Origin of the sequence: Variovorax soli, from assembly GCF_031454625.1 — a bacterium.
Lineage (GTDB): Bacteria > Pseudomonadota > Gammaproteobacteria > Burkholderiales > Burkholderiaceae_C > Variovorax > Variovorax soli_A.
In genome coordinates this window covers 447795-465250 of the sequence record NZ_JAVDRF010000002.1, presented here as the reverse complement: position 1 = coordinate 465250, position 17456 = coordinate 447795, and the positions used below count along the sequence as shown (strand labels likewise).

Genomic DNA, 17456 nt, shown 5'->3' with positions numbered 1-17456 from the left:
CCGGCGCCGAAAGGGCCGACAGATAGTTAACCAAAGAGTCGAGTCACATCGTTGAAGATGGCGATCGACATCATGACCAGCAGCAACGCGACACCGCCGCGCTGGAGCCGTTCCATCCAAGCGTCGGAGACGCTCCTGCCGGTCAGGCCCTCCCAAAGATAATACATCAGGTGTCCTCCATCGAGGACCGGCAGCGGCATGAGGTTCAGCACCCCAAGACTCACGCTGATGAGTGCCAGGAACACGAGATACTGCGTGAGTCCGAGGCTGGCCGACTTGCCTGCATAGTCGGCGATGGTCAGCGGTCCGCTCAGGTTCTTGATCGAGGCTTCGCCGGTCAGCATCTTGCCCATCATGCGCACGGTGAGCGCCGATACTTCCCAGGTGCGCACCACGCCTCGCCAGACGCCATCCACCACGCCCTGCCGCACGGTCACCATCTCCGGCGGCGAGCCCACGTAGGCGCCGACGCGGCCGAACTTGCTGGCACCCTCCTCGCGCACCTCGGGTGTGACCTCGATGCGCTGCAGCGTGCCACGCCGCTCGACCTGCCACACCTGGGTACGCGGCTGGCCGTTGTCGACCGAGGCGCGAATCACATCGCGCAACTGCTGGCCATCGACAATGGCGGTCGCCCCGACCGCGCGCACCAGATCGCCGTTGCGCAGACCGGCGCGCTCAGCGGGGCTGCCTGCCACCACTTCGCCGATCTCGGCCCGGGTGAGCGGCGCGACCACGCCGATCTTGCGGAACATCTGAGCGTCGGCATCCTTGGCGCCGAGCCGGCTGAGCGGAAGCGCGATCTCGCGCGCCGGCCCTCCGCCCTCGCCCGCGATCTCGAGCGTGAGGTCGCGGCCATCGAGCGCGCCGCGCGTGATGCGCCAGCGCAGGTCCTCGAAGGACTGCACCGGTTCGAGGTCTTCACCGAAGCCGGCGCGCACGACGTGCTCTCCGCCGCGCAACCCGGCCTGCTCGGCCAGCGAAGCGGCCACCGGACGTGCCAGCTTGGCGATGGGTTCTTCGACGCCGATCCAGTTGACCGCCGTGTAGAGCACGACGGCAAGGAGCAGGTTGGCGATGGGGCCCGCGGCCACGATGGCTGCGCGCGAACGCAGCGGCTGGGTGTTGAAGGCGCGGTGCCGCTCCTCCGGCGCCACCGGCTCCTCGCGCTCGTCGAGCATCTTCACGTACCCGCCGAGAGGAAAAGCCGCGATCACGAACTCCGTGTCCTGCCCGGGATGCTGGCGCCGGGGCTTCCAGCTGAAGAGCTTGTGGCCGAAGCCGACAGAGAAACGCAGCACTTTGACGCCGCAAGCCACGGCCACGCGGTAGTGGCCGTATTCGTGCACGGCGATCAACAGACCCAGGGCGACGATGAAGGCGACAGCGGTGAGCATGGAAGTCCCCTGGTTTCAGTGTGCTCGGAAAGCATCAGGCTGCAAAGCGCAGTGCCGCCGCATTGGCCGCTGCCCTCGCGCTGGCGTCCAGGGCCAGCAGGTCGGCCAGTGATGCCGGATTGGAGGGCAGGACCATCTCCAAAGTTTCCATGTTCACGGCATGGATGCGGTCGAAGCGCAGGCGATGGTGCAGGAAGGCCTCGACCGCGACCTCGTTGGCTGCATTGAGCACCGCGGTCGTGCCTGGGGCTGCCCGCAGCGCGTCCCAGGCAAGTCCCAGGCCGGGGAAGAGCTGGGCATCGGGCGCATCGAAGGTCAGCGCGGCCAATTGACGGAAATCGAGCGATGCCGCGCCGCTCTCGATGCGCTCGGGCCAGGCCAGCCCGACGGCGATGGGTACCCGCATGTCGGGCGTGCCGAGTTGTGCGATCACCGAGGCGTCGGTGAACTGCACCATCGAATGCACCACGCTCTGCGGATGGATCACCACCTCGATCTGTTCCGGCATCACGCCGAACAGGTGGCGGGCCTCGATCACCTCGAGCGCCTTGTTCATCATGGTGGCCGAATCCACCGAGATCTTGCGGCCCATGACCCAGTTCGGATGCGCGCAGGCCTGTTCGGGCGTGACTGTCGCGAGTGTTTCCGGCGCACGCGTACGGAACGGGCCGCCGGAGGCGGTCAGGATGATCTTGTCGATGCGCCGCGCCCAGGTGGCCGGGTCTTCCGGCAGCGATTGGAAGATGGCCGAATGCTCGCTGTCGATGGGCAGCAAGGTCGCCCCGCCCTCGCGCACCGTGCGCATGAAGAGCTCGCCGCCGACCACCAGCGCCTCCTTGTTGGCGAGCAGCAGGCGCTTGCCGGCGCGGGCGGCGGCCAGGCAGGACCCGAGTCCGGCGGCGCCGACGATGGCGGCCATGACGGCATCGCAGTCCTCATGCGAGGCAACGGTCTCGATGGCGCTCGCGCCTTGCAGCACTTCCGTGGGCAGCCCGGTGTGCCGGAGCTTGTCGGCCAATAACCGCGCATGCGGTGCGCTGGCCATGACCGCGAACTTCGGGGCGAAGCGCCGGCACTGAGCCAGCAGTTCGTCGACCTTGGTGGACGCCGACAGCGCGAACACCTCGAAGCGTTCGGGATGCCGCGCGATCACATCGAGCGTGCTGACGCCGACGGAGCCGGTCGAACCGAGCACGGTGATGCGCTGGCGTTTCATGCCATTCATAGGAAGGCCAGCATCATGGCGATGGGCAGCGTGGGCAGCAGCGCGTCGACACGGTCGAGAACGCCGCCATGGCCGGGCAGCAGTGCGCTGCTGTCCTTTGCGCCGGCGCTGCGCTTGACCAGCGATTCGACCAGGTCACCGACGACGCTCATCGCGGCCAGGAACAGGACGCCGATCAGCAGCAGCCACCAGCCGCGCTCGGCCAACCGCGTGTAGAGGCTGGCCACGCCGGCGCGCGCAGCCGCGTCTGCCCAGACCCAGGCCAGCGCAAGCACCACGACGCCGATCATGCCGCCCCAGACGCCCTCCCAGCTCTTGCCGGGACTGATGCTGGGCGCGAGCTTGCCCCGGGTGAATCGAAGGCCGAAGGCACGGCCGGCGAAATAGGCGAACACATCGGCCACCCAGACCAGAACGAGGATCGACAGCAGGAAATTGACGCCCTCCATGCGGGCCTTCACCACGGCGAGCCAGGCCACCCACAGCATCAGCATCCCGCCCACCAGGCGCAGGCCGCGAGGCACGCGCGGCCAACCCGGCACGGCGGCGCGCAGCAAAGCCGCACCGCCCAGGACCCAGGCGCCGCTGGCGATGATCCAGACGATCAGCAGCGGCCGCTGGAGCAGCCCGAGCCACCAGGACAGCACGCAGAGCAAGGCCATTTCGATCCCGAAGAAAACCGACATGCGCGAGGAATAGCCGTTGAGCCGGCCCCACTCCCAGGTCGCAGCCGCGATCAGCACCAGCATCACGCAGCCGAAGGGCAGCGGCGAGGGATAGAACAGCGCAGGCAGCAGGATCGCCAACAGGACGACCGCGGTGATGATGCGTTGTTTGAGCATCGCGCTCAGGCGGCCTGGGGATCGTGGCGCGCACCGCCCGTCACTTGCGCAGAGGTCTTGCCGAAGCGGCGCTCGCGGCGCCGGTAGACCTCGATGGCCTCATCCAGCGCGGCCTCGTCGAACTCGGGCCAGAGGCGGTCGCTGAAGAAGAGCTCGGCGTAGGCGCTCTGCCACAGCAGGAAGTTCGACAGCCGCTGTTCGCCGCCGGTGCGGATGAAGAGGTCGGGATCGGGCACGTGCGACAGCGCCATCGCCGCGTCGAGGTTGGCTTCGGTCAGCGGCTCGCCACGCGCAGCGAGTTGGGCCGCGGCCCGCGCGATGTCCCAGCGTCCGCCGTAGTTGAAGCAGACGTTGAGCACCAGCCGCGTGTTGTGAGCGGTGGCGGCTTCCGCCTGCAGCAGCCCGGCGGCGATCTTCTCGGAAAGGCCGCCGCGCTCGCCGACGAAGTGCAGGCGCACCCCGTCCTGGCTCAGCTTCGGGACCTCGCGGCCGAGGGCGAGGACCATCAGGTCCATCAGGCCCGACACCTCCTCGATGGGCCGATTCCAGTTCTCGGAAGAGAAGGCGAACACCGTGAGCACACCGACGCCGCGATCGGCGCAGGCCTTCACGCAACGGCGCAGCGATTCGACGCCCTGCTTGTGGCCGGCCACCCGTGGCAGGAAGCGGCGCGTGGCCCAGCGCCCATTGCCGTCCATGACGATGGCGATGTGGTGGGGCACGGCGGCGTTCGGATTGCTCATCTCAGACAGCCATGATCTCCGCCTCTTTGGCCGCCACCAGGCGGTCGATCTCGACGATGTGGCGGTCGGTCACTTTCTGGATCTCGGCCTCGGCGCGCTTCTGGTCGTCTTCCGACGCCAGTTTCTCCTTGACCAGCTTCTTGATCGCATCGTTGGCATCACGGCGCAGGTTGCGCGTGGCGATCTTGGCGTTCTCGCCCTCGGTGCGAACCAGCTTGGTCATCTCCTTGCGGCGTTCCTCGCTCATCGGAGGCATCGGCACGCGGAGCAGGTCGCCCATCGAAGCCGGGTTCAGGCCCAGGTCGCTCTCGCGGATGGCCTTTTCGATCTTCGCGCCCATGCCCTTTTCCCAAGGCTGGACGCTGATCGTGCGCGAGTCGATCAGCGACACGTTCGCCACCTGCGACAGCGGCACCGAGGAGCCGTAGTAGTCGACGTGGATCGAATCCAGCAGCGCAGGATTGGCGCGGCCGGTGCGGATCTTGGTGAGGTTGTTCTGGAATGCGGCGATCGACTGGTTCATCTTGGCGTCGGTCGCACTGCGGATATCGGCGATGGTCATCTTGTCTTGCTCCTACGCGTGCACGAGCGTGCCTTCGTCCTCGCCCATCACGACGCGCTTGAGCGCGCCGTTCTTGAAGATCGAGAACACCTTGATCGGCAGATTCTGGTCGCGGCACAGCGCGAAGGCCGTGGCGTCCATGATGCCGAGATTCTTCGCAATGGCCTCGTCGAAGCTCAGGCGCGCGTAGCGCTTCGCGTCCAGGTCCTTCTTCGGGTCGGAGGTATAGACGCCATCCACCTTGGTGGCCTTGAGCACGAGCTCCGCGCCGATTTCGGCGCCCCGCAGCGCCGCTGCGGTGTCGGTCGTGAAGAAGGGATTGCCGGTACCGGCCGCGAAGATCACGACCTTGCCCTCTTCGAGATACTGCAGGGCCTTGGGGCGCACGTAGGGCTCCACCACCTGCTCGATGGCGATGGCCGACATCACACGTGCGATCAGCCCCTGCTTGTTCATGGCATCGGCCAGGGCCAGCGCGTTCATCACGGTCGCCAGCATGCCCATGTAGTCGGCGGTGGCGCGGTCCATGCCCACCGATCCGCCGGCCACACCGCGGAAGATGTTGCCGCCGCCGATCACGATGGCGACTTCGACACCCATGTTCACCACCTCGGCCACCTCCTCGACCATGCGCACGATGGTCGCGCGGTTGATGCCGAAAGCATCGTCACCCATCAAGGCCTCGCCCGACAGCTTCAACAAGATTCGCTTGTGGGCCGGACGGGTTTCGAGCATGAGGGGATTCCTTTGAGGTAGGCGGGCCGAGTTTAAAACGTGAGTGTGAAGAAGCGGCAACGCGCTTCGCGCGCCGCCGCCAGGTCGTGCCGCTCAGGCAGCCGCCGCCTTGGCGGCCGCAACCTGCGCCGCCACTTCGGCAGCGAAGTCGTCGACCTTCTTCTCGATGCCTTCTCCGACGACGTAGAGCGTGAAGCTCTTGATCGACGTGCTGGCGGCCTTGAGCATCTGCTCGACGGTCTGCTTGTCGTTCTTGACGAAGGGCTGGTTGTGCAGCGAGACCTCCTTGAGGTACTTCTGCACGCCACCTTCGATGCGCTTGGCCACGATGTCGGCCGGCTGCGGCTGCTTGCCGGCGGCTTCGGCGGCCTTGCGGTCCTCCTCGGCCTTGCCAGCTGCCACGGCGCGTTCCTTTTCGATCAGCTCCGCGGGGACGTCCGAGCTCGTGATCGCGACCGGCTTCATGGCGGCCACGTGCATCGCCACATCCTTGGCTGCCGTGTCGTCGCCTTCGAACTCGACCATCACGCCGATGCGCGTGCCGTGCAGGTAGGAGGCGAGCTTGCCGTTGCCGGCGAAGCGCTTGAAACGGCGGAAGCTCATGTTCTCGCCGATCTTGCCGATCAGCCCCTTGCGCACGTCTTCCAGCGTCGGGCCGAAGCTGTCCTGCTCGTAGGGCAGCGCTGCCAGGGCAGCCAGATCCGGGGGGTTGTGCTTCGCGACCAGCATCGCCGCGGCGTTGGCCAGCGCGAGGAAGCTGTCGTTCTTCGACACGAAGTCCGTCTCGCAGTTGATCTCGACCATGGCGCCGACGCCGCCTTCGGCATAGGCGGTCACCACGCCCTCGGCCGTGATGCGGCTCGAAGCCTTGCCCGCCTTGTTGCCCAGCTTGATGCGCAGCAGCTCTTCGGCCTTTTCCATGTTGCCGTCTGCCTCGGTCAGCGCCTTCTTGCACTCCATCATCGGGGCGTCGGTCTTTGCGCGCAGTTCGCCGACCATGCTTGCGGTGATTGTTGCCATCTCGTTTCTCCGTTCGGTTTAGCAGCTGCGGCGGCCCGCACGGGGCGCCGCGAAAATCAAGTTAAAAAAAAGGGGCATCGAAGCCCCTTCTTCAGGCGCTCGCGGGCGCGAATCAGGCCGAAGCGCCCTCTTCGACCTCGACGAACTCATCGGAATTGCCCTCGGCCACGGCCTTGACGACATCGCTGACGGCGCTGGCACGGCCTTCGATGATGGCATCTGCGATGCCGCGGGCGTACAGCGTGACGGCCTTGGACGAGTCGTCGTTGCCGGGGATCACGTAGTCGATGCCCTCGGGCGAATGGTTGGAGTCCACCACGCCGATCAGCGGAATGCCCAGCTTCTTGGCCTCGGCCACGGCAATCTTGTGGAAGCCCACGTCGATCACGAAGATGGCATCGGGCAGCGCGGCCATGTCCTGGATGCCGCCGATGTCCTTCTCGAGCTTCTCGATCTCGCGGTTGAAGGTGAGCTGCTCCTTCTTGCTGAGGCTGTCGAGGCCGGCTTCCTGCTGGGCCTTCATGTCCTTCAGACGCTTGATGGAGGTCTTGACGGTCTTGAAGTTGGTCAGCATGCCGCCGAGCCAGCGGGTGTCGACGAAGGGGACGCCGGCCCGACGTGCCTCGGCCGCCACGATCTCACGGGCCTGGCGCTTGGTACCGACCATCAGGATGGTGCCGCGGTTGGCGGTGAGCTGCTTGGCGTACTTCATCGCTTCCTGGAACATCGGAAGCGTTTTTTCCAGATTGATGATGTGGATCTTGTTGCGATGGCCGAAGATGTACGGGGCCATCTTGGGGTTCCAGAAGCGCGTCTGGTGCCCGAAATGGACACCGGCTTCCAGCATTTCGCGCATGGTCGTCGACATAGGAATAACTCCAAAGGTTGGGTCTAAAATCCAGCCCGTTTTGCGGTCCTCTCGTGAGGCCCGCAACACCTCGAATGGGCTGGTTTGCGGATGTGTTTTGCGCTGGGAAAAGACCCAGGGTGAAACCCGCAGAGTATAGCACGCACCACCACCCCTTCCTCCTTGCTCGCAGCCACTCCACACCATGCGCCCTGACCTGCACGCCATCCGCCTGTCCCTGCTGGCTGGCGCCTCCGACGCGCGCACCGAGATGGAGCATTCCATCGCGGCGGCCAGCGCCCCGGCCTGCCAGCACGCCTTCACCAGGACGATGTTCGAGTCGGCGCGCCAAGCGGCCGCGCTGGCGCAGCCCGCGCAGCGCCTGGCCGGGCTTGCTTTTTCGACCAAGGACCTGTTCGATCTCGCCGGGCAGCCGACGCCTGCCGGCTCGGTGGTGCTGGCCCACGCCCCGGCGGCGAAGGCCGACGCCCCCGCCGTGGCCCGCCTCCGTGCCGCGGGCGGCAGCCTGCTGGGCCGGACCAACATGACCGAATTCGCCTTTTCAGGCGTCGGCGTCAATCCACACCACGGCACCCCCGCGAATCTCAGCGATTCCGCCACGCCGCGCATCCCGGGCGGCTCCTCCTCGGGCGCCGCGATCTCGGTGGCCAGCGGCGCGGCTTTCATCGGGCTGGGTTCCGACACCGGCGGCTCCATCCGCATCCCGGCAGCGCTGAACGGCGTCGTCGGCTTCAAGAACACGGCGCGACTGGTGCCCACAGAGGGCGCGCTGCCTCTGTCGACCACGCTGGACACGGTCTGCGCCATGACGCGCTCGGTCCGCGACGCGATCACCGCCCACGAAATCCTGGCGGCCCGCCGCGTCACCGCCGGCACGGCGCCGCTGTCCGCCTACCGGCTGGCGGTGGTCAAGGATCTGTTCTTCGAGGAGATCGAGCCCGCCGTCGCCCGCGCCTTCGAGCGCACGCTGCGCACGCTGAGTGCCGCCGGCGCCCGCATCGAGGAAATCGCGCTGCCGGAGCTTGCGGATCTGCGCTCGATCAATGCCACAGGTGGCTTCTCCGCCGCCGAGGCCTATGCCTGGCACCGCCTGCTGCTTGAACGCAGCGGCGCCGGCTACGACCCTCGGGTGGCGCAGCGCATCCTGAAGGGCGCGACGATGAAGGCGCACGAATACATCGAGCTCGTGCATGCGCGCCGCGGCTGGATCGCCCGCATGGAACGCGCGCTCGCACCCTACGATGCCCTGCTTTCGCCCACGGTACCGATGGTCGCGCCGCCCCTGGCCAACGTGGCGCCCGGCGCGGAGCGCGACGAGGCCTTCTTTCGCATCAACGCACTGCTGCTGCGCAACCCGTCCGTGGTGAACATGCTCGACGGCTGCGCGCTCTCCCTGCCCTGTCATGCCAAGGGCGAACTGCCGGTCGGCTTCATGCTCTGGCATGCCGCGCTGCACGACGATGCGGTGCTGGCGATCGCGCTGCAGGTGGAGCGCGCGTTGCAAGCCACGCATTAGCGCGCCCCGCGGGCAACGCCTCTCATCTCACCCGAAGAACCGAATGAAAATCGCGATCGTGGGCGCCGGCATCATCGGCGTCACCACCGCCTGGGAGTTGGCCTCGGACGGACATGAAGTCATGGTCTTCGAGCGCCGCGGCGCCGCCGCCGAGGAATCCAGCTTCGCCAATGCCGGCGTCGTGGCACCCGGCTATGTCACGCCCTGGGCGGCGCCGGGCATGCGCGCCAAGGTGCTGCGTTCGCTGCTTTCCACCCACGGCGCGGTCAAGCTGCGCTGGCCCCTCAGCCGGCGCGACCTGGGCTGGATGGCGCGCTGGCAGCGCGCCTGCCAGCTCGAAAGCTACCTGGCCAACCGCGCGCGCATGCAGCGGCTGGCCTTCTACAGCCGCACACGGCTGCACGAGATCACCGAGGCGCGGGAACTCAGCTACGAGCGCAGCGACGGTTACCTGGTGCTGCTGCGGTCCAAGCGCGAGAAGAAGCTGGTGCAGGCCGGGCTCGAGGTGCTGCGGCAGGCCGGCAGCAGCTTTCGCGAAGTCGATGCCGACGAGGCGCGGCGCATCGAGCCCGCGCTCAGCACCGACACCGCGCTGGCCGGCGCCATCCACCTGCCGGACGACGAAGTGGCCAACTGCCGCCAGTTCGCCCTGCTGCTGAAGTGGGAGGCCGAGGCCCTGGGCGCCCAGTTCCATTTCAACTGCGATCTCGCGCCGCTCAACCGCGCCGCGCCGACCGAACTGCGGCTGGCCAGCGGCTCCGAAGGCCACCGCTTCGACGCCGTGGTGGTGTGCGCCGGCGTGGCCTCGGCCGGCTTGTTGCGGCCGTTGGGCCTGCACATCCCGCTGGCGCCGGTCTACGGCCATTCGATCAGCGCCAACATCCGCGAACCGCTCAACGCGCCGCGCAGCGCCGTGATGGACGAGCGCTACAAGGTCGCGATCTCCCGTCTCGGCCTGCGCGTGCGGGTGGCAGGCAGTGCCGAACTGGGCGGCTCGCTCGACAGCATGCACCCCGACGCGCTGGGTACGCTCTACAAGGTGCTCCATGACTGGTTCCCGGGCGCGGTCACCCTGCAGGCCGGCGTCCAGCAGTGGAAGGGCGCGCGGCCGATGCTGCCCGACGGTCCGCCGATCATCGGCCCGAGCGGCGTGCCGGGCATCTGGCTCAACCTGGGGCACGGCTCGAGCGGCTGGGCCTTGTCCTGCGGCAGCGCGCGGTTGCTGGCCGACCTGATGGGAGGCCGCGATCCTGGGATCGATCTCGAGGGCCTGGGCATCGAGCGTTTGCTGCAACACTAGGGACCCACTGACGGCAAGACGGAAGGGCCTGACATGCAACGCATCACCGCCGCCACCGCTGCCCCGCTGTTCGGCATCGCCGCTTCGCGCCGGATCGAGCAGGCGACAGCAGCCACTCTGCCGCGCCACATGCTGATGCAGCGGGCCGGGCTCGCCGTCGCGCGGCTCGCCATAACGACGGCGCCGCACGCGCGCACGATCTGGATCGCCTGCGGCCCCGGCAACAATGGGGGCGACGGCTTCGAGGCGGCCGCGCAGTTGCAGCAGCGCGGCTTCGCGCCGGTCGTCACCCGCGTCGGCAACGACGCTGGCCTGCCGGCCGACGCAGCCGCCTCGCTGCAACGCGCGCTCGATGCCGGCGTGCGCTTCGCGGACGCGCCGCCCGCGCATGCCGATCTCGCAGTCGACGCCCTGCTCGGCCTGGGCGCCACCCGCGCGCCGGAAGGGCCTATGGCCGACTGGTTGCGGCGCATGCATGCCGGCACCGCACCCGTGCTCAGCGTGGACACGCCTTCGGGTCTGAATGCCGACACCGGCGTGCTGTCGCTGGACTTCCTCGCTTCGCCTGGCGGATCAGGACGCGAGCCCCGCCGCCTGTGCCTCAGTCTGCTGACGCTCAAGCCGGGCCTTTTCATGGCGCAAGGACGCGACGCCAGCGGCGAGCTCTGGTTCGACGATCTGGAGGCGGCACCCGGGGCCGAGCCGCCCACTGCCCGGCTGCCCGGCGAGTTGCCGGTGATGGCGCGGCCGCATGCCTCGCACAAGGGAAGCTACGGCGATGTCGCAGTGATCGGCGGCGCTCCGGGAATGGCGGGAGCCGCCCTGCTGGCGGCCACGGCGGCGCTGCATGCCGGCGCCGGCCGCGTCTATGTCGCGCCGCTCGATGCCGGGCTCGTGCCGCTCGACACGACGCAGCCGGAGCTGATGTTCCGGCGCCCCGAGGCGCTCGAGCTGGCGGCCATGACCGTGGTGTGCGGCTGCGGCGGCGGCACGGCGGTGCACGACCTGCTGCCGCGGGTGCTTGCAGAGGCCCGGGCGCTGGTGCTCGATGCCGATGCGCTCAACGCCATCGCCGGCGATGGCGCCCTGCAGGCGTTGCTCGGCGCACGCGCGCGCGCCGGGCGCGCCACGGTCCTCACGCCGCATCCCCTCGAAGCCGCACGCCTGCTGGGCACCGGCGCGGCCGAGGTGCAGGCGGATCGGCTGCACGCCGCACAACGGCTGGCGGAACGCTTCGGCGCCACGGTCGTCCTCAAGGGTTCGGGCACCCTCGTGACAGCGGCGGGAGAGACGCCGGTGATCAATCCCACCGGCAACGCGCGGCTCGCGACCGCGGGCACGGGCGACGTGCTGGCCGGCATGATCGGCGCCAGCCTGGCGGCCGGCCGACCCGCAATGGTTGCCGCCTGCGAGGCCGTATGGCTGCACGGCGACCGCGCCGACCGCTGGCCAGCAGGCCTGCCGCTCACCGCCGGCGCGCTGGCGCGCAGCTGAAGAAGAGCGCGCCTAGCCGCGCCCGACGAAGGGCATCTTGGTCGCCATGACCGTGTGGAACAGCACGTTGGCTTCCAGCGGCAGGTTCGCCATGTACAGAACGGACTGGCCGACGATGGACACGTCCATCACCGGTTCGATCGCGATCTCGCCGTTGGCCTGCGGCACCCCCTTGGCCATGCGCGCGGCCAGGTCGGTCATGGCGTTGCCCACGTCGATCTGCCCGACCGCGATGTCATGCTTGCGGCCGTCGAGCGAGGCGGTCTTGGTCAGTCCCTCCACCGCGTGCTTGGTCGCGGTGTAGGCGATGGAATTGGGCCGCGGCGCAGTGGCGGAGATCGACCCGTTGTTGATGATGCGGCCGCCGCGCGGCGTCTGCGCCTGCATGGTGCGGAAGGCCTGCTGGATGCAGTAGAACATCCCGTTGAGGTTGATGTCGACGACGCCCCGCCATTGCTCGGGCGTCCACGCCTCGAAAGGTCCAGGCGGATTGCCGACGCCGGCATTGTTGAACAGCAGGTCGACACGGCCGAAGCGCTCCACCGCGGCGGCGAACAAAGCCTGTACCGATTCGGGATCGGCCACGTCCGTCGGCACCGCGAACGCACGCGCGCCGGCACCCGACTCGCCGGCCACTTGGTCCAGTGGCTCCAGCCTGCGGCCCGCGAGCACCACGCTCCAGCCGTCGCCCAGCAGGGCCAGAGCGGCAGACCGGCCAATGCCGCTGCCCGCGCCCGTGACGATCGCGATGCGGCTCTTCTTCTCTGCACTCATCTTCGCTTCTCCTTCAACGGCGCGGCTTGCGCCCCTTCATTTTGTTGGCCGCTTTCTTGACGGCCGAGCGGAAAGCCTGCATTGCCGACTGCGGAGCCGCGCCGGCGGCGTGTTCGCTGCGCTCGACCGACTGAGTTTCGGGCTTCTTGCGCGCGCCGCGCTTGGTCGAGGCCTTGGCCGGCATGCCGCCGGTCGCGACGCCCTTGTCCTTCAAGGCACGGGCACTCAGCTCCTCGCCCTCGCGCACCAGGCGGAAGTCGATCTTGCGGCCATCGAGGTCGACGCGGCTCACCTGCACGCGCACGCGGGTGCCGATGGCATAGCGGATGCCGGTGCGCTCGCCGCGCAGTTCCTGCCGCTGCTCGTCGAACTTGAAGTATTCGCCACCCAGCTCGGTGATGTGCACCAGGCCTTCGACGTACATCGCATCGAGGGTGACGAAGATGCCGAAGGTGGTGGCCGCGGTGACCACGCCGCCGTACTCTTCGCCCAGGTGCTCGCGCATGTACTTGCACTTGAGCCAGGCTTCGACGTCACGGCTGGCCTCGTCGGCGCGCCGTTCGTTGGCGCTGCAATGCAGGCCGGCCGCTTCCCAGGCCAGCACCTCCTTGCTCGGCGCAACGGTCGCCTTCTGGGGCTTGGCCGTCGGGGCCTTCACGCGCGATGCCAGGCGCTTCGCGAGCTTGGCATGCGCCTCGCCGGGCGTCGGCAGCATCGGCAGCTGGTACCTGGTCTTGCCCAGGATGGCCTTGATCACCCGATGCACCAGCAAATCCGGATAGCGCCGGATCGGGCTCGTGAAGTGCGTGTAGGCCTCGTAGGCCAGCCCGAAGTGCCCGCTGTTGATCGGCGTGTAGATCGCCTGCTGCATCGAGCGCAGCAGCATGGTGTGGATCTGCTGCGCGTCAGGCCGTTCCTTGGTCGCCTGGGCGATGGCCTGGAACTCGCCGGGCTTGGGGTCGTCGGTGATCGACAGGCCCACGCCCATGGCCTTGAGGTAGCCGCGCAGGATCTCCTTCTTCTCGGGCGTCGGGCCCTCGTGCACGCGGTACAGCCCGGGATGTTTGCCCTCGGCGATGAAGTCCGCACTGCAGACGTTGGCTGCGAGCATGGCCTCTTCGATCAGGCGGTGCGCCTCGTTGCGGGTGCGCGGGACGATCTTTTCGATGCGGCCGGCTTCGTCGCAGATGATCTGCGTTTCAGTCGTTTCGAAGTCGACCGCGCCACGCTTGCTGCGCTGCGAGAGCAGTGCGCGATACACATCGTGCAGGTTCAGCAGGTCCTTCACCCGCTCCTTGCGCTTGGCCGCCTCAGGCCCGCGCGTGTTGCCGAGGATCGCGGCCACCTCCGTATAGGTGAAGCGCGCATGGCTCCACATGACGGCCGGATAGAACTGGTAGGCGTAGAGCTCGCCGTCGGCCGCCACCAGCATGTCGCACACCATGCACAGGCGCTCGACCTCGGGGTTGAGCGAGCACAGGCCATTGGACAGCTTCTCGGGCAGCATGGGGATCACACGGCGCGGGAAGTAGACGCTGGTGGCGCGATCGTAGGCATCGATGTCGATAGATGAACCGGTGTGCACATAGGCGCTGACATCCGCGATCGCGACCAGCAGGCGCCACCCCTTGCCCCGGCCCACCTTCGCGGGTTCGCAGTAGACGGCGTCGTCGAAGTCACGCGCGTCCTCGCCGTCGATGGTGACGAGCGGCACATCGGTGAGGTCGACCCGCCCTTTCTTGTCGATCGCGCGCACCTTGTCGGGAAGCGCCTTGGCCTCGGCCAGGCAGGCTTCGGAGAACTCGTGCGGCACGCCGTACTTGCGCACGGCGATCTCGATTTCCATGCCGGGATCGTCGATCTCGCCCAGGACTTCCTTCACGCGGCCGACCGGCTGGCCGAACAATGCGGGCGGCTCGGTGAGTTGCACGACCACCACCTGGCCGACTTTGGCAGTGCCGGTCGCGCCCTTGGGGATCAGCACGTCCTGGCCGTAGCGCTTGTCCTCCGGCGCGACCAGCCAGATGCCCCCTTCGTGCAGCAGGCGGCCGATGATCGGCTGCTCGGGCCGCTCGATGATCTCGACCACGCGGCCCTCGGGCCGGCCGCGGCGGTCCTGGCGCACGACGCGCGCCTTGACACGGTCCTTGTGCAGCACCGCGCGCATCTCGTTGGAAGGCAGATAGATGTCGGCTTCGCCGTCGTCGCGCTGCACGAAACCGTGCCCGTCGCGATGACCTTGCACCGTGCCTTCGACTTCGTCCAGCAGTCCGCCGGATTGACTCAAATTCTTGATATATACTCTCTTTCTTTCCTGAAATTCAAAACCTGTTGCGAGGGGCTAGCCTCCAAGCAGCAAGTGGGCCCAGATGGCGGAATTGGTAGACGCACTAGTTTCAGGTACTAGCGAGTAACATCGTGGAGGTTCGAGTCCTCTTCTGGGCACCAAGTTTAGATAAACCCATCGGGTCATCTTCGATTCAAGCCACCGGCCTCCGGTGGCTTTTTCCTTGTCTGTCAAAAACCGCATTAGACAGGCAGCGCGATCAGGTCGTGCCCCTCGGCGCCCACGATGCGCGCACGCGTGAAGTCGCCGACCTTCATGGTCTTGCTGATCTTCTCGGGTGGCAGCAGCCGCACGGTGCCGTCGATTTCGGGGGCATCGGCATAGGTCCGCCCGACGCCGCCCTTGCGCCCGAGGGCCGGCGCTGAATCGACCAGCACCTGCATGGTGGCGCCGATGCGCCTGCGCAGCTTCGCGATCGACACCGCCTCGGCGACTTCCATGAAGCGCGCACGCCGCGCCTCGCGTTCCCCCCCCGGCAGCATGCCCGGGATGTCGTTGGCGGCCGCGCCCTGGACGGGGCTGTACGCGAAACAGCCCGCGCGGTCGATCTCAGCCTCGCGGATGAAGTCGAGCAGATGCTCGAACTCCTCTTCCGTCTCGCCGGGAAAGCCGGCGATGAAGGTGCTGCGGATCACCAGCTCGGGGCACACCTCGCGCCAGCGCGCGATGCGCTCCAGGTTCTTCTCGCCGCTGGCCGGCCGCTTCATGCGGCGCAGGACCTCGGGATGGCTGTGCTGCAGGGGCACGTCGAGATAAGGCAGCACGCGGCCGCTTGCCATCAGCGGAATGATCTCGTCGACGCTGGGATAGGGGTACACATAGTGCAGCCGCACCCAGGCGCCATAGGGCTCGGCGATCTCGCCCAGCGTGCGCACCAGCTCCAGCATGCGCGTTTTGACCGGCTTGCCGTCCCAGAAGCCGGTGCGGTACTTGACATCGACGCCGTAGGCGGAGGTGTCTTGGCTGATCACCAGCAGTTCCTTCACGCCGCCTTCGAACAGGGCCTTGGCCTCGGCGAGCACATCGCCCACGGGGCGAGACACCAGATCGCCGCGCATCGAGGGGATGATGCAGAAGGTGCAGCGATGGTTGCAGCCCTCGCTGATCTTCAGATAGGCGTAGTGCCGCGGCGTCAGCTTCAGGCCGGCGATGCCGAAGGCCTGCGGCACCAGGTCGATGAAGGGGTCGTGCGGCTTGGGCAGGTTGGCGTGCACCGCATCCATCACCTCCTGCGTTGCATGGGGGCCGGTAACGGCCAGCACGCTGGGATGCATCTGGCGCACCAGGTTGCCGCCGCCTTCGCCTGCCTTCGCGCCCAGGCAGCCGGTCACGATCACTCGGCCGTTCTCGGCCAGCGCCTCTCCGATGGTGTCCAGGCTCTCCTTGACCGCATCGTCGATGAAGCCGCAGGTGTTGACGATCACCAGGTCGGCGCCCTCGAAGGTCTTGGAGGTCTGGTAGCCCTCGGCGCTCAATTGGGTCAGGATCAGTTCGGAGTCCGTGAGTGCCTTGGGGCAGCCGAGGCTCACGAAACCGACCTTGGGGGTGGCCGGGACGGCAATAGGTTCAGGGGAGGCGACTTCGCTCATAACCCCCTATTGTCCCAGCTAACGGTCCGTCTGGCCGCCCGGGGGTCGCTTGATGCCGAACGCGCCCAGCACCTGCTCTGTGTTTTTCTGCATCTGCTCCTGCATCTGCAGGAACACGTTCTTCGACTGCTCGACATAGTTGCCCATCAGTCCCTGCAGCATGGGCGACTGCATGGTCATGAAGCGTGCCCACATCTCGGGCGTCAGCGCCTGCGCCTTCTCGGCCAGTTGCGCCTGCACTTCCGCCATGGCCTGGATGTTCTTCTCGAGGTAAGGCCCCATGTAACCCTGCATGGCATGGCCGTAGAAGCGGATGATGTTCGAAAGAACCTGTTCGGTGAACATCGGCGCGCCGCCGGCCTCCTCCTCGAGGATGATCTGCAGCAGGATGCTGCGCGTGAGATCGTCGCCGGTCTTGGCGTCGCGCACCACGAATGGCGACTTGCTCATGACCAGCTGCCTCACCTCGGTGAGCGTGATGTAGGCGGAGGTTTCCGTGTCGTAGAGCCTGCGGTTGGGATATTTCTTGATCACCCGCTGCGTCGGTGTTTCGCCGGCGGATTTCTTGCTCTGCACTACGGACTCCTTGAGGTTTATCGCCTTCATGCGCAAACCATTCTAGGGAGCGGTTTTGCTGCACCGCGCCAAGGTTTACCCTGACCGGAATGGCCTTCAATCGAGCGCGGTGGCGTACTCGGCGCCGCACACCTTGCACACCGCCGACTCGGGACGTTCATCGCTGGCCTCGCGGAAGTGCAAGGGACTCTTGACGCCGTTGAAGACCCAGCAGCGCGGGCAATGCTCATGGCCGGCCAGTGGCAGATAGCCGCGCGCACGCTGCTCTGCACGCTCCCGCGTGACGGGCGATCCCTGCCGCACCGTTCGCGCGACGTCCTCGGCCGCCATGGTGCCGGCGCGCCCATTGGCGCGGTCGTTCAGTCCGTAGACCACGCGCGCGAACTCCAGTGGAGCCTGCCGCAGCAAGGCGGCGAGGCGGTGCTCCTCGAGTGCCGGACCGGCCTCAGCCTCTGGCGTGGTCATCGT

16 protein-coding genes and 1 tRNA gene are annotated in these 17456 nt (G+C 67.4%); 4 read left to right on the top strand and 13 right to left on the bottom strand.

What is annotated here, in order from left to right:
* Positions 1-26: 26 nt before the first annotated feature.
* The 8 genes from rseP to rpsB form a co-directional block, all read right to left on the bottom strand.
* Complete coding sequence (rseP, locus tag J2739_RS06120; protein WP_309899565.1) at positions 27-1397, bottom strand: RIP metalloprotease RseP; 1371 nt, start codon at positions 1395-1397, stop codon at positions 27-29.
* A gap of 34 nt (positions 1398-1431) precedes the next feature.
* Positions 1432-2613, bottom strand: a complete 1182-nt coding sequence (gene ispC, locus J2739_RS06115) for a 1-deoxy-D-xylulose-5-phosphate reductoisomerase (protein WP_405053842.1) — start codon at positions 2611-2613, stop codon at positions 1432-1434.
* A gap of 5 nt (positions 2614-2618) precedes the next feature.
* Positions 2619-3464, bottom strand: a complete 846-nt coding sequence (locus J2739_RS06110; protein ID WP_309899561.1) for a phosphatidate cytidylyltransferase — start codon at positions 3462-3464, stop codon at positions 2619-2621.
* Between the two features lie 5 nt (positions 3465-3469).
* On the bottom strand, positions 3470-4207 hold the full coding sequence (gene uppS, locus J2739_RS06105; protein ID WP_309899560.1) for a polyprenyl diphosphate synthase: 738 nt from the start codon (positions 4205-4207) through the stop codon (positions 3470-3472).
* 1 nt (position 4208) lies between these two features.
* Positions 4209-4769 carry a ribosome recycling factor gene (gene frr, locus J2739_RS06100; RefSeq protein WP_309899558.1) on the bottom strand — a complete coding sequence of 187 codons (561 nt, stop codon included), beginning with the start codon at positions 4767-4769 and terminating at the stop codon, positions 4209-4211.
* A gap of 12 nt (positions 4770-4781) precedes the next feature.
* A complete protein-coding gene (gene pyrH / locus J2739_RS06095; protein ID WP_309899556.1) occupies positions 4782-5504 on the bottom strand; it encodes a UMP kinase in 723 nt (240 codons plus the stop codon).
* A 93-nt stretch (positions 5505-5597) separates the two neighbouring features.
* Entirely contained in the window at positions 5598-6524 is a 927-nt protein-coding gene (gene tsf / locus J2739_RS06090) for a translation elongation factor Ts (RefSeq protein ID WP_309899554.1), read from the bottom strand.
* Between the two features lie 112 nt (positions 6525-6636).
* Positions 6637-7392, bottom strand: a complete 756-nt coding sequence (gene rpsB, locus J2739_RS06085) for a 30S ribosomal protein S2 (protein WP_309899553.1) — start codon at positions 7390-7392, stop codon at positions 6637-6639.
* A 184-nt stretch (positions 7393-7576) separates the two neighbouring features.
* On the opposite strand from rpsB, the gene J2739_RS06080 reads away from it, so the two are divergent.
* Genes J2739_RS06080 through J2739_RS06070 form a run of 3 tightly spaced genes read left to right on the top strand, consistent with a single transcriptional unit; the run spans position 7577 to position 11702 of the window.
* The gene (locus tag J2739_RS06080; protein ID WP_309899551.1) at positions 7577-8908 is read left to right on the top strand and encodes an amidase; all 1332 of its coding nucleotides are present in this window, start codon (positions 7577-7579) and stop codon (positions 8906-8908) included.
* Between the two features lie 43 nt (positions 8909-8951).
* Entirely contained in the window at positions 8952-10208 is a 1257-nt protein-coding gene (locus J2739_RS06075; protein WP_309899550.1) for a D-amino acid dehydrogenase, read from the top strand.
* Between the two features lie 33 nt (positions 10209-10241).
* Positions 10242-11702 (top strand): NAD(P)H-hydrate dehydratase, encoded by a 1461-nt coding sequence (locus J2739_RS06070; RefSeq protein ID WP_309899548.1) that lies wholly within the window; start codon positions 10242-10244, stop codon positions 11700-11702.
* Between the two features lie 12 nt (positions 11703-11714).
* On the opposite strand, the gene J2739_RS06065 is transcribed toward J2739_RS06070, so the two are convergent.
* Together J2739_RS06065 and rnr are read right to left on the bottom strand one after the other, a co-directional pair.
* Positions 11715-12476 (bottom strand): SDR family oxidoreductase, encoded by a 762-nt coding sequence (locus J2739_RS06065; protein WP_309899546.1) that lies wholly within the window; start codon positions 12474-12476, stop codon positions 11715-11717.
* A gap of 13 nt (positions 12477-12489) precedes the next feature.
* Positions 12490-14763 carry a ribonuclease R gene (gene rnr / locus J2739_RS06060; RefSeq protein WP_405053835.1) on the bottom strand — a complete coding sequence of 758 codons (2274 nt, stop codon included), beginning with the start codon at positions 14761-14763 and terminating at the stop codon, positions 12490-12492.
* Between the two features lie 76 nt (positions 14764-14839).
* Between rnr and J2739_RS06055 the strand changes: the two genes are divergently transcribed.
* Positions 14840-14924 (top strand) — tRNA-Leu (locus J2739_RS06055).
* A gap of 81 nt (positions 14925-15005) precedes the next feature.
* Here J2739_RS06055 and rimO read toward each other — a convergent pair.
* The 3 genes from rimO to J2739_RS06040 form a co-directional block, all read right to left on the bottom strand.
* Positions 15006-16412: a 30S ribosomal protein S12 methylthiotransferase RimO gene (rimO, locus tag J2739_RS06050; protein ID WP_309899544.1), complete on the bottom strand. Its 1407-nt coding sequence runs from the start codon at positions 16410-16412 to the stop codon at positions 15006-15008.
* Positions 16413-16430: 18 nt separating this feature from the next.
* Positions 16431-17018 carry a polyhydroxyalkanoate synthesis repressor PhaR gene (phaR, locus tag J2739_RS06045; protein WP_309899542.1) on the bottom strand — a complete coding sequence of 196 codons (588 nt, stop codon included), beginning with the start codon at positions 17016-17018 and terminating at the stop codon, positions 16431-16433.
* A gap of 66 nt (positions 17019-17084) precedes the next feature.
* Positions 17085-17453 carry a hypothetical protein gene (locus J2739_RS06040; RefSeq protein ID WP_309899539.1) on the bottom strand — a complete coding sequence of 123 codons (369 nt, stop codon included), beginning with the start codon at positions 17451-17453 and terminating at the stop codon, positions 17085-17087.
* Between the last annotated feature and the right edge of the window lie 3 nt (positions 17454-17456).

What these genes read in the sequence shown, in the direction of transcription:
- rseP (WP_309899565.1), bottom strand. Translation starts at nt 1,397, where the DNA reads ATGCTCACCGCTGTCGCCTTCATCGTCGCCCTGGGTCTGTTGATCGCC.
- ispC (WP_405053842.1), bottom strand. Translation starts at nt 2,613, where the DNA reads ATGAAACGCCAGCGCATCACCGTGCTCGGTTCGACCGGCTCCGTCGGC.
- J2739_RS06110 (WP_309899561.1), bottom strand. Translation starts at nt 3,464, where the DNA reads ATGCTCAAACAACGCATCATCACCGCGGTCGTCCTGTTGGCGATCCTG.
- uppS (WP_309899560.1), bottom strand. Translation starts at nt 4,207, where the DNA reads ATGAGCAATCCGAACGCCGCCGTGCCCCACCACATCGCCATCGTCATG.
- frr (WP_309899558.1), bottom strand. Translation starts at nt 4,769, where the DNA reads ATGACCATCGCCGATATCCGCAGTGCGACCGACGCCAAGATGAACCAG.
- pyrH (WP_309899556.1), bottom strand. Translation starts at nt 5,504, where the DNA reads ATGCTCGAAACCCGTCCGGCCCACAAGCGAATCTTGTTGAAGCTGTCG.
- tsf (WP_309899554.1), bottom strand. Translation starts at nt 6,524, where the DNA reads ATGGCAACAATCACCGCAAGCATGGTCGGCGAACTGCGCGCAAAGACC.
- rpsB (WP_309899553.1), bottom strand. Translation starts at nt 7,392, where the DNA reads ATGTCGACGACCATGCGCGAAATGCTGGAAGCCGGTGTCCATTTCGGG.
- J2739_RS06080 (WP_309899551.1), top strand. Translation starts at nt 7,577, where the DNA reads ATGCGCCCTGACCTGCACGCCATCCGCCTGTCCCTGCTGGCTGGCGCC.
- J2739_RS06075 (WP_309899550.1), top strand. Translation starts at nt 8,952, where the DNA reads ATGAAAATCGCGATCGTGGGCGCCGGCATCATCGGCGTCACCACCGCC.
- J2739_RS06070 (WP_309899548.1), top strand. Translation starts at nt 10,242, where the DNA reads ATGCAACGCATCACCGCCGCCACCGCTGCCCCGCTGTTCGGCATCGCC.
- J2739_RS06065 (WP_309899546.1), bottom strand. Translation starts at nt 12,476, where the DNA reads ATGAGTGCAGAGAAGAAGAGCCGCATCGCGATCGTCACGGGCGCGGGC.
- rimO (WP_309899544.1), bottom strand. Translation starts at nt 16,412, where the DNA reads ATGAGCGAAGTCGCCTCCCCTGAACCTATTGCCGTCCCGGCCACCCCC.
- phaR (WP_309899542.1), bottom strand. Translation starts at nt 17,018, where the DNA reads ATGAAGGCGATAAACCTCAAGGAGTCCGTAGTGCAGAGCAAGAAATCC.
- J2739_RS06040 (WP_309899539.1), bottom strand. Translation starts at nt 17,453, where the DNA reads ATGACCACGCCAGAGGCTGAGGCCGGTCCGGCACTCGAGGAGCACCGC.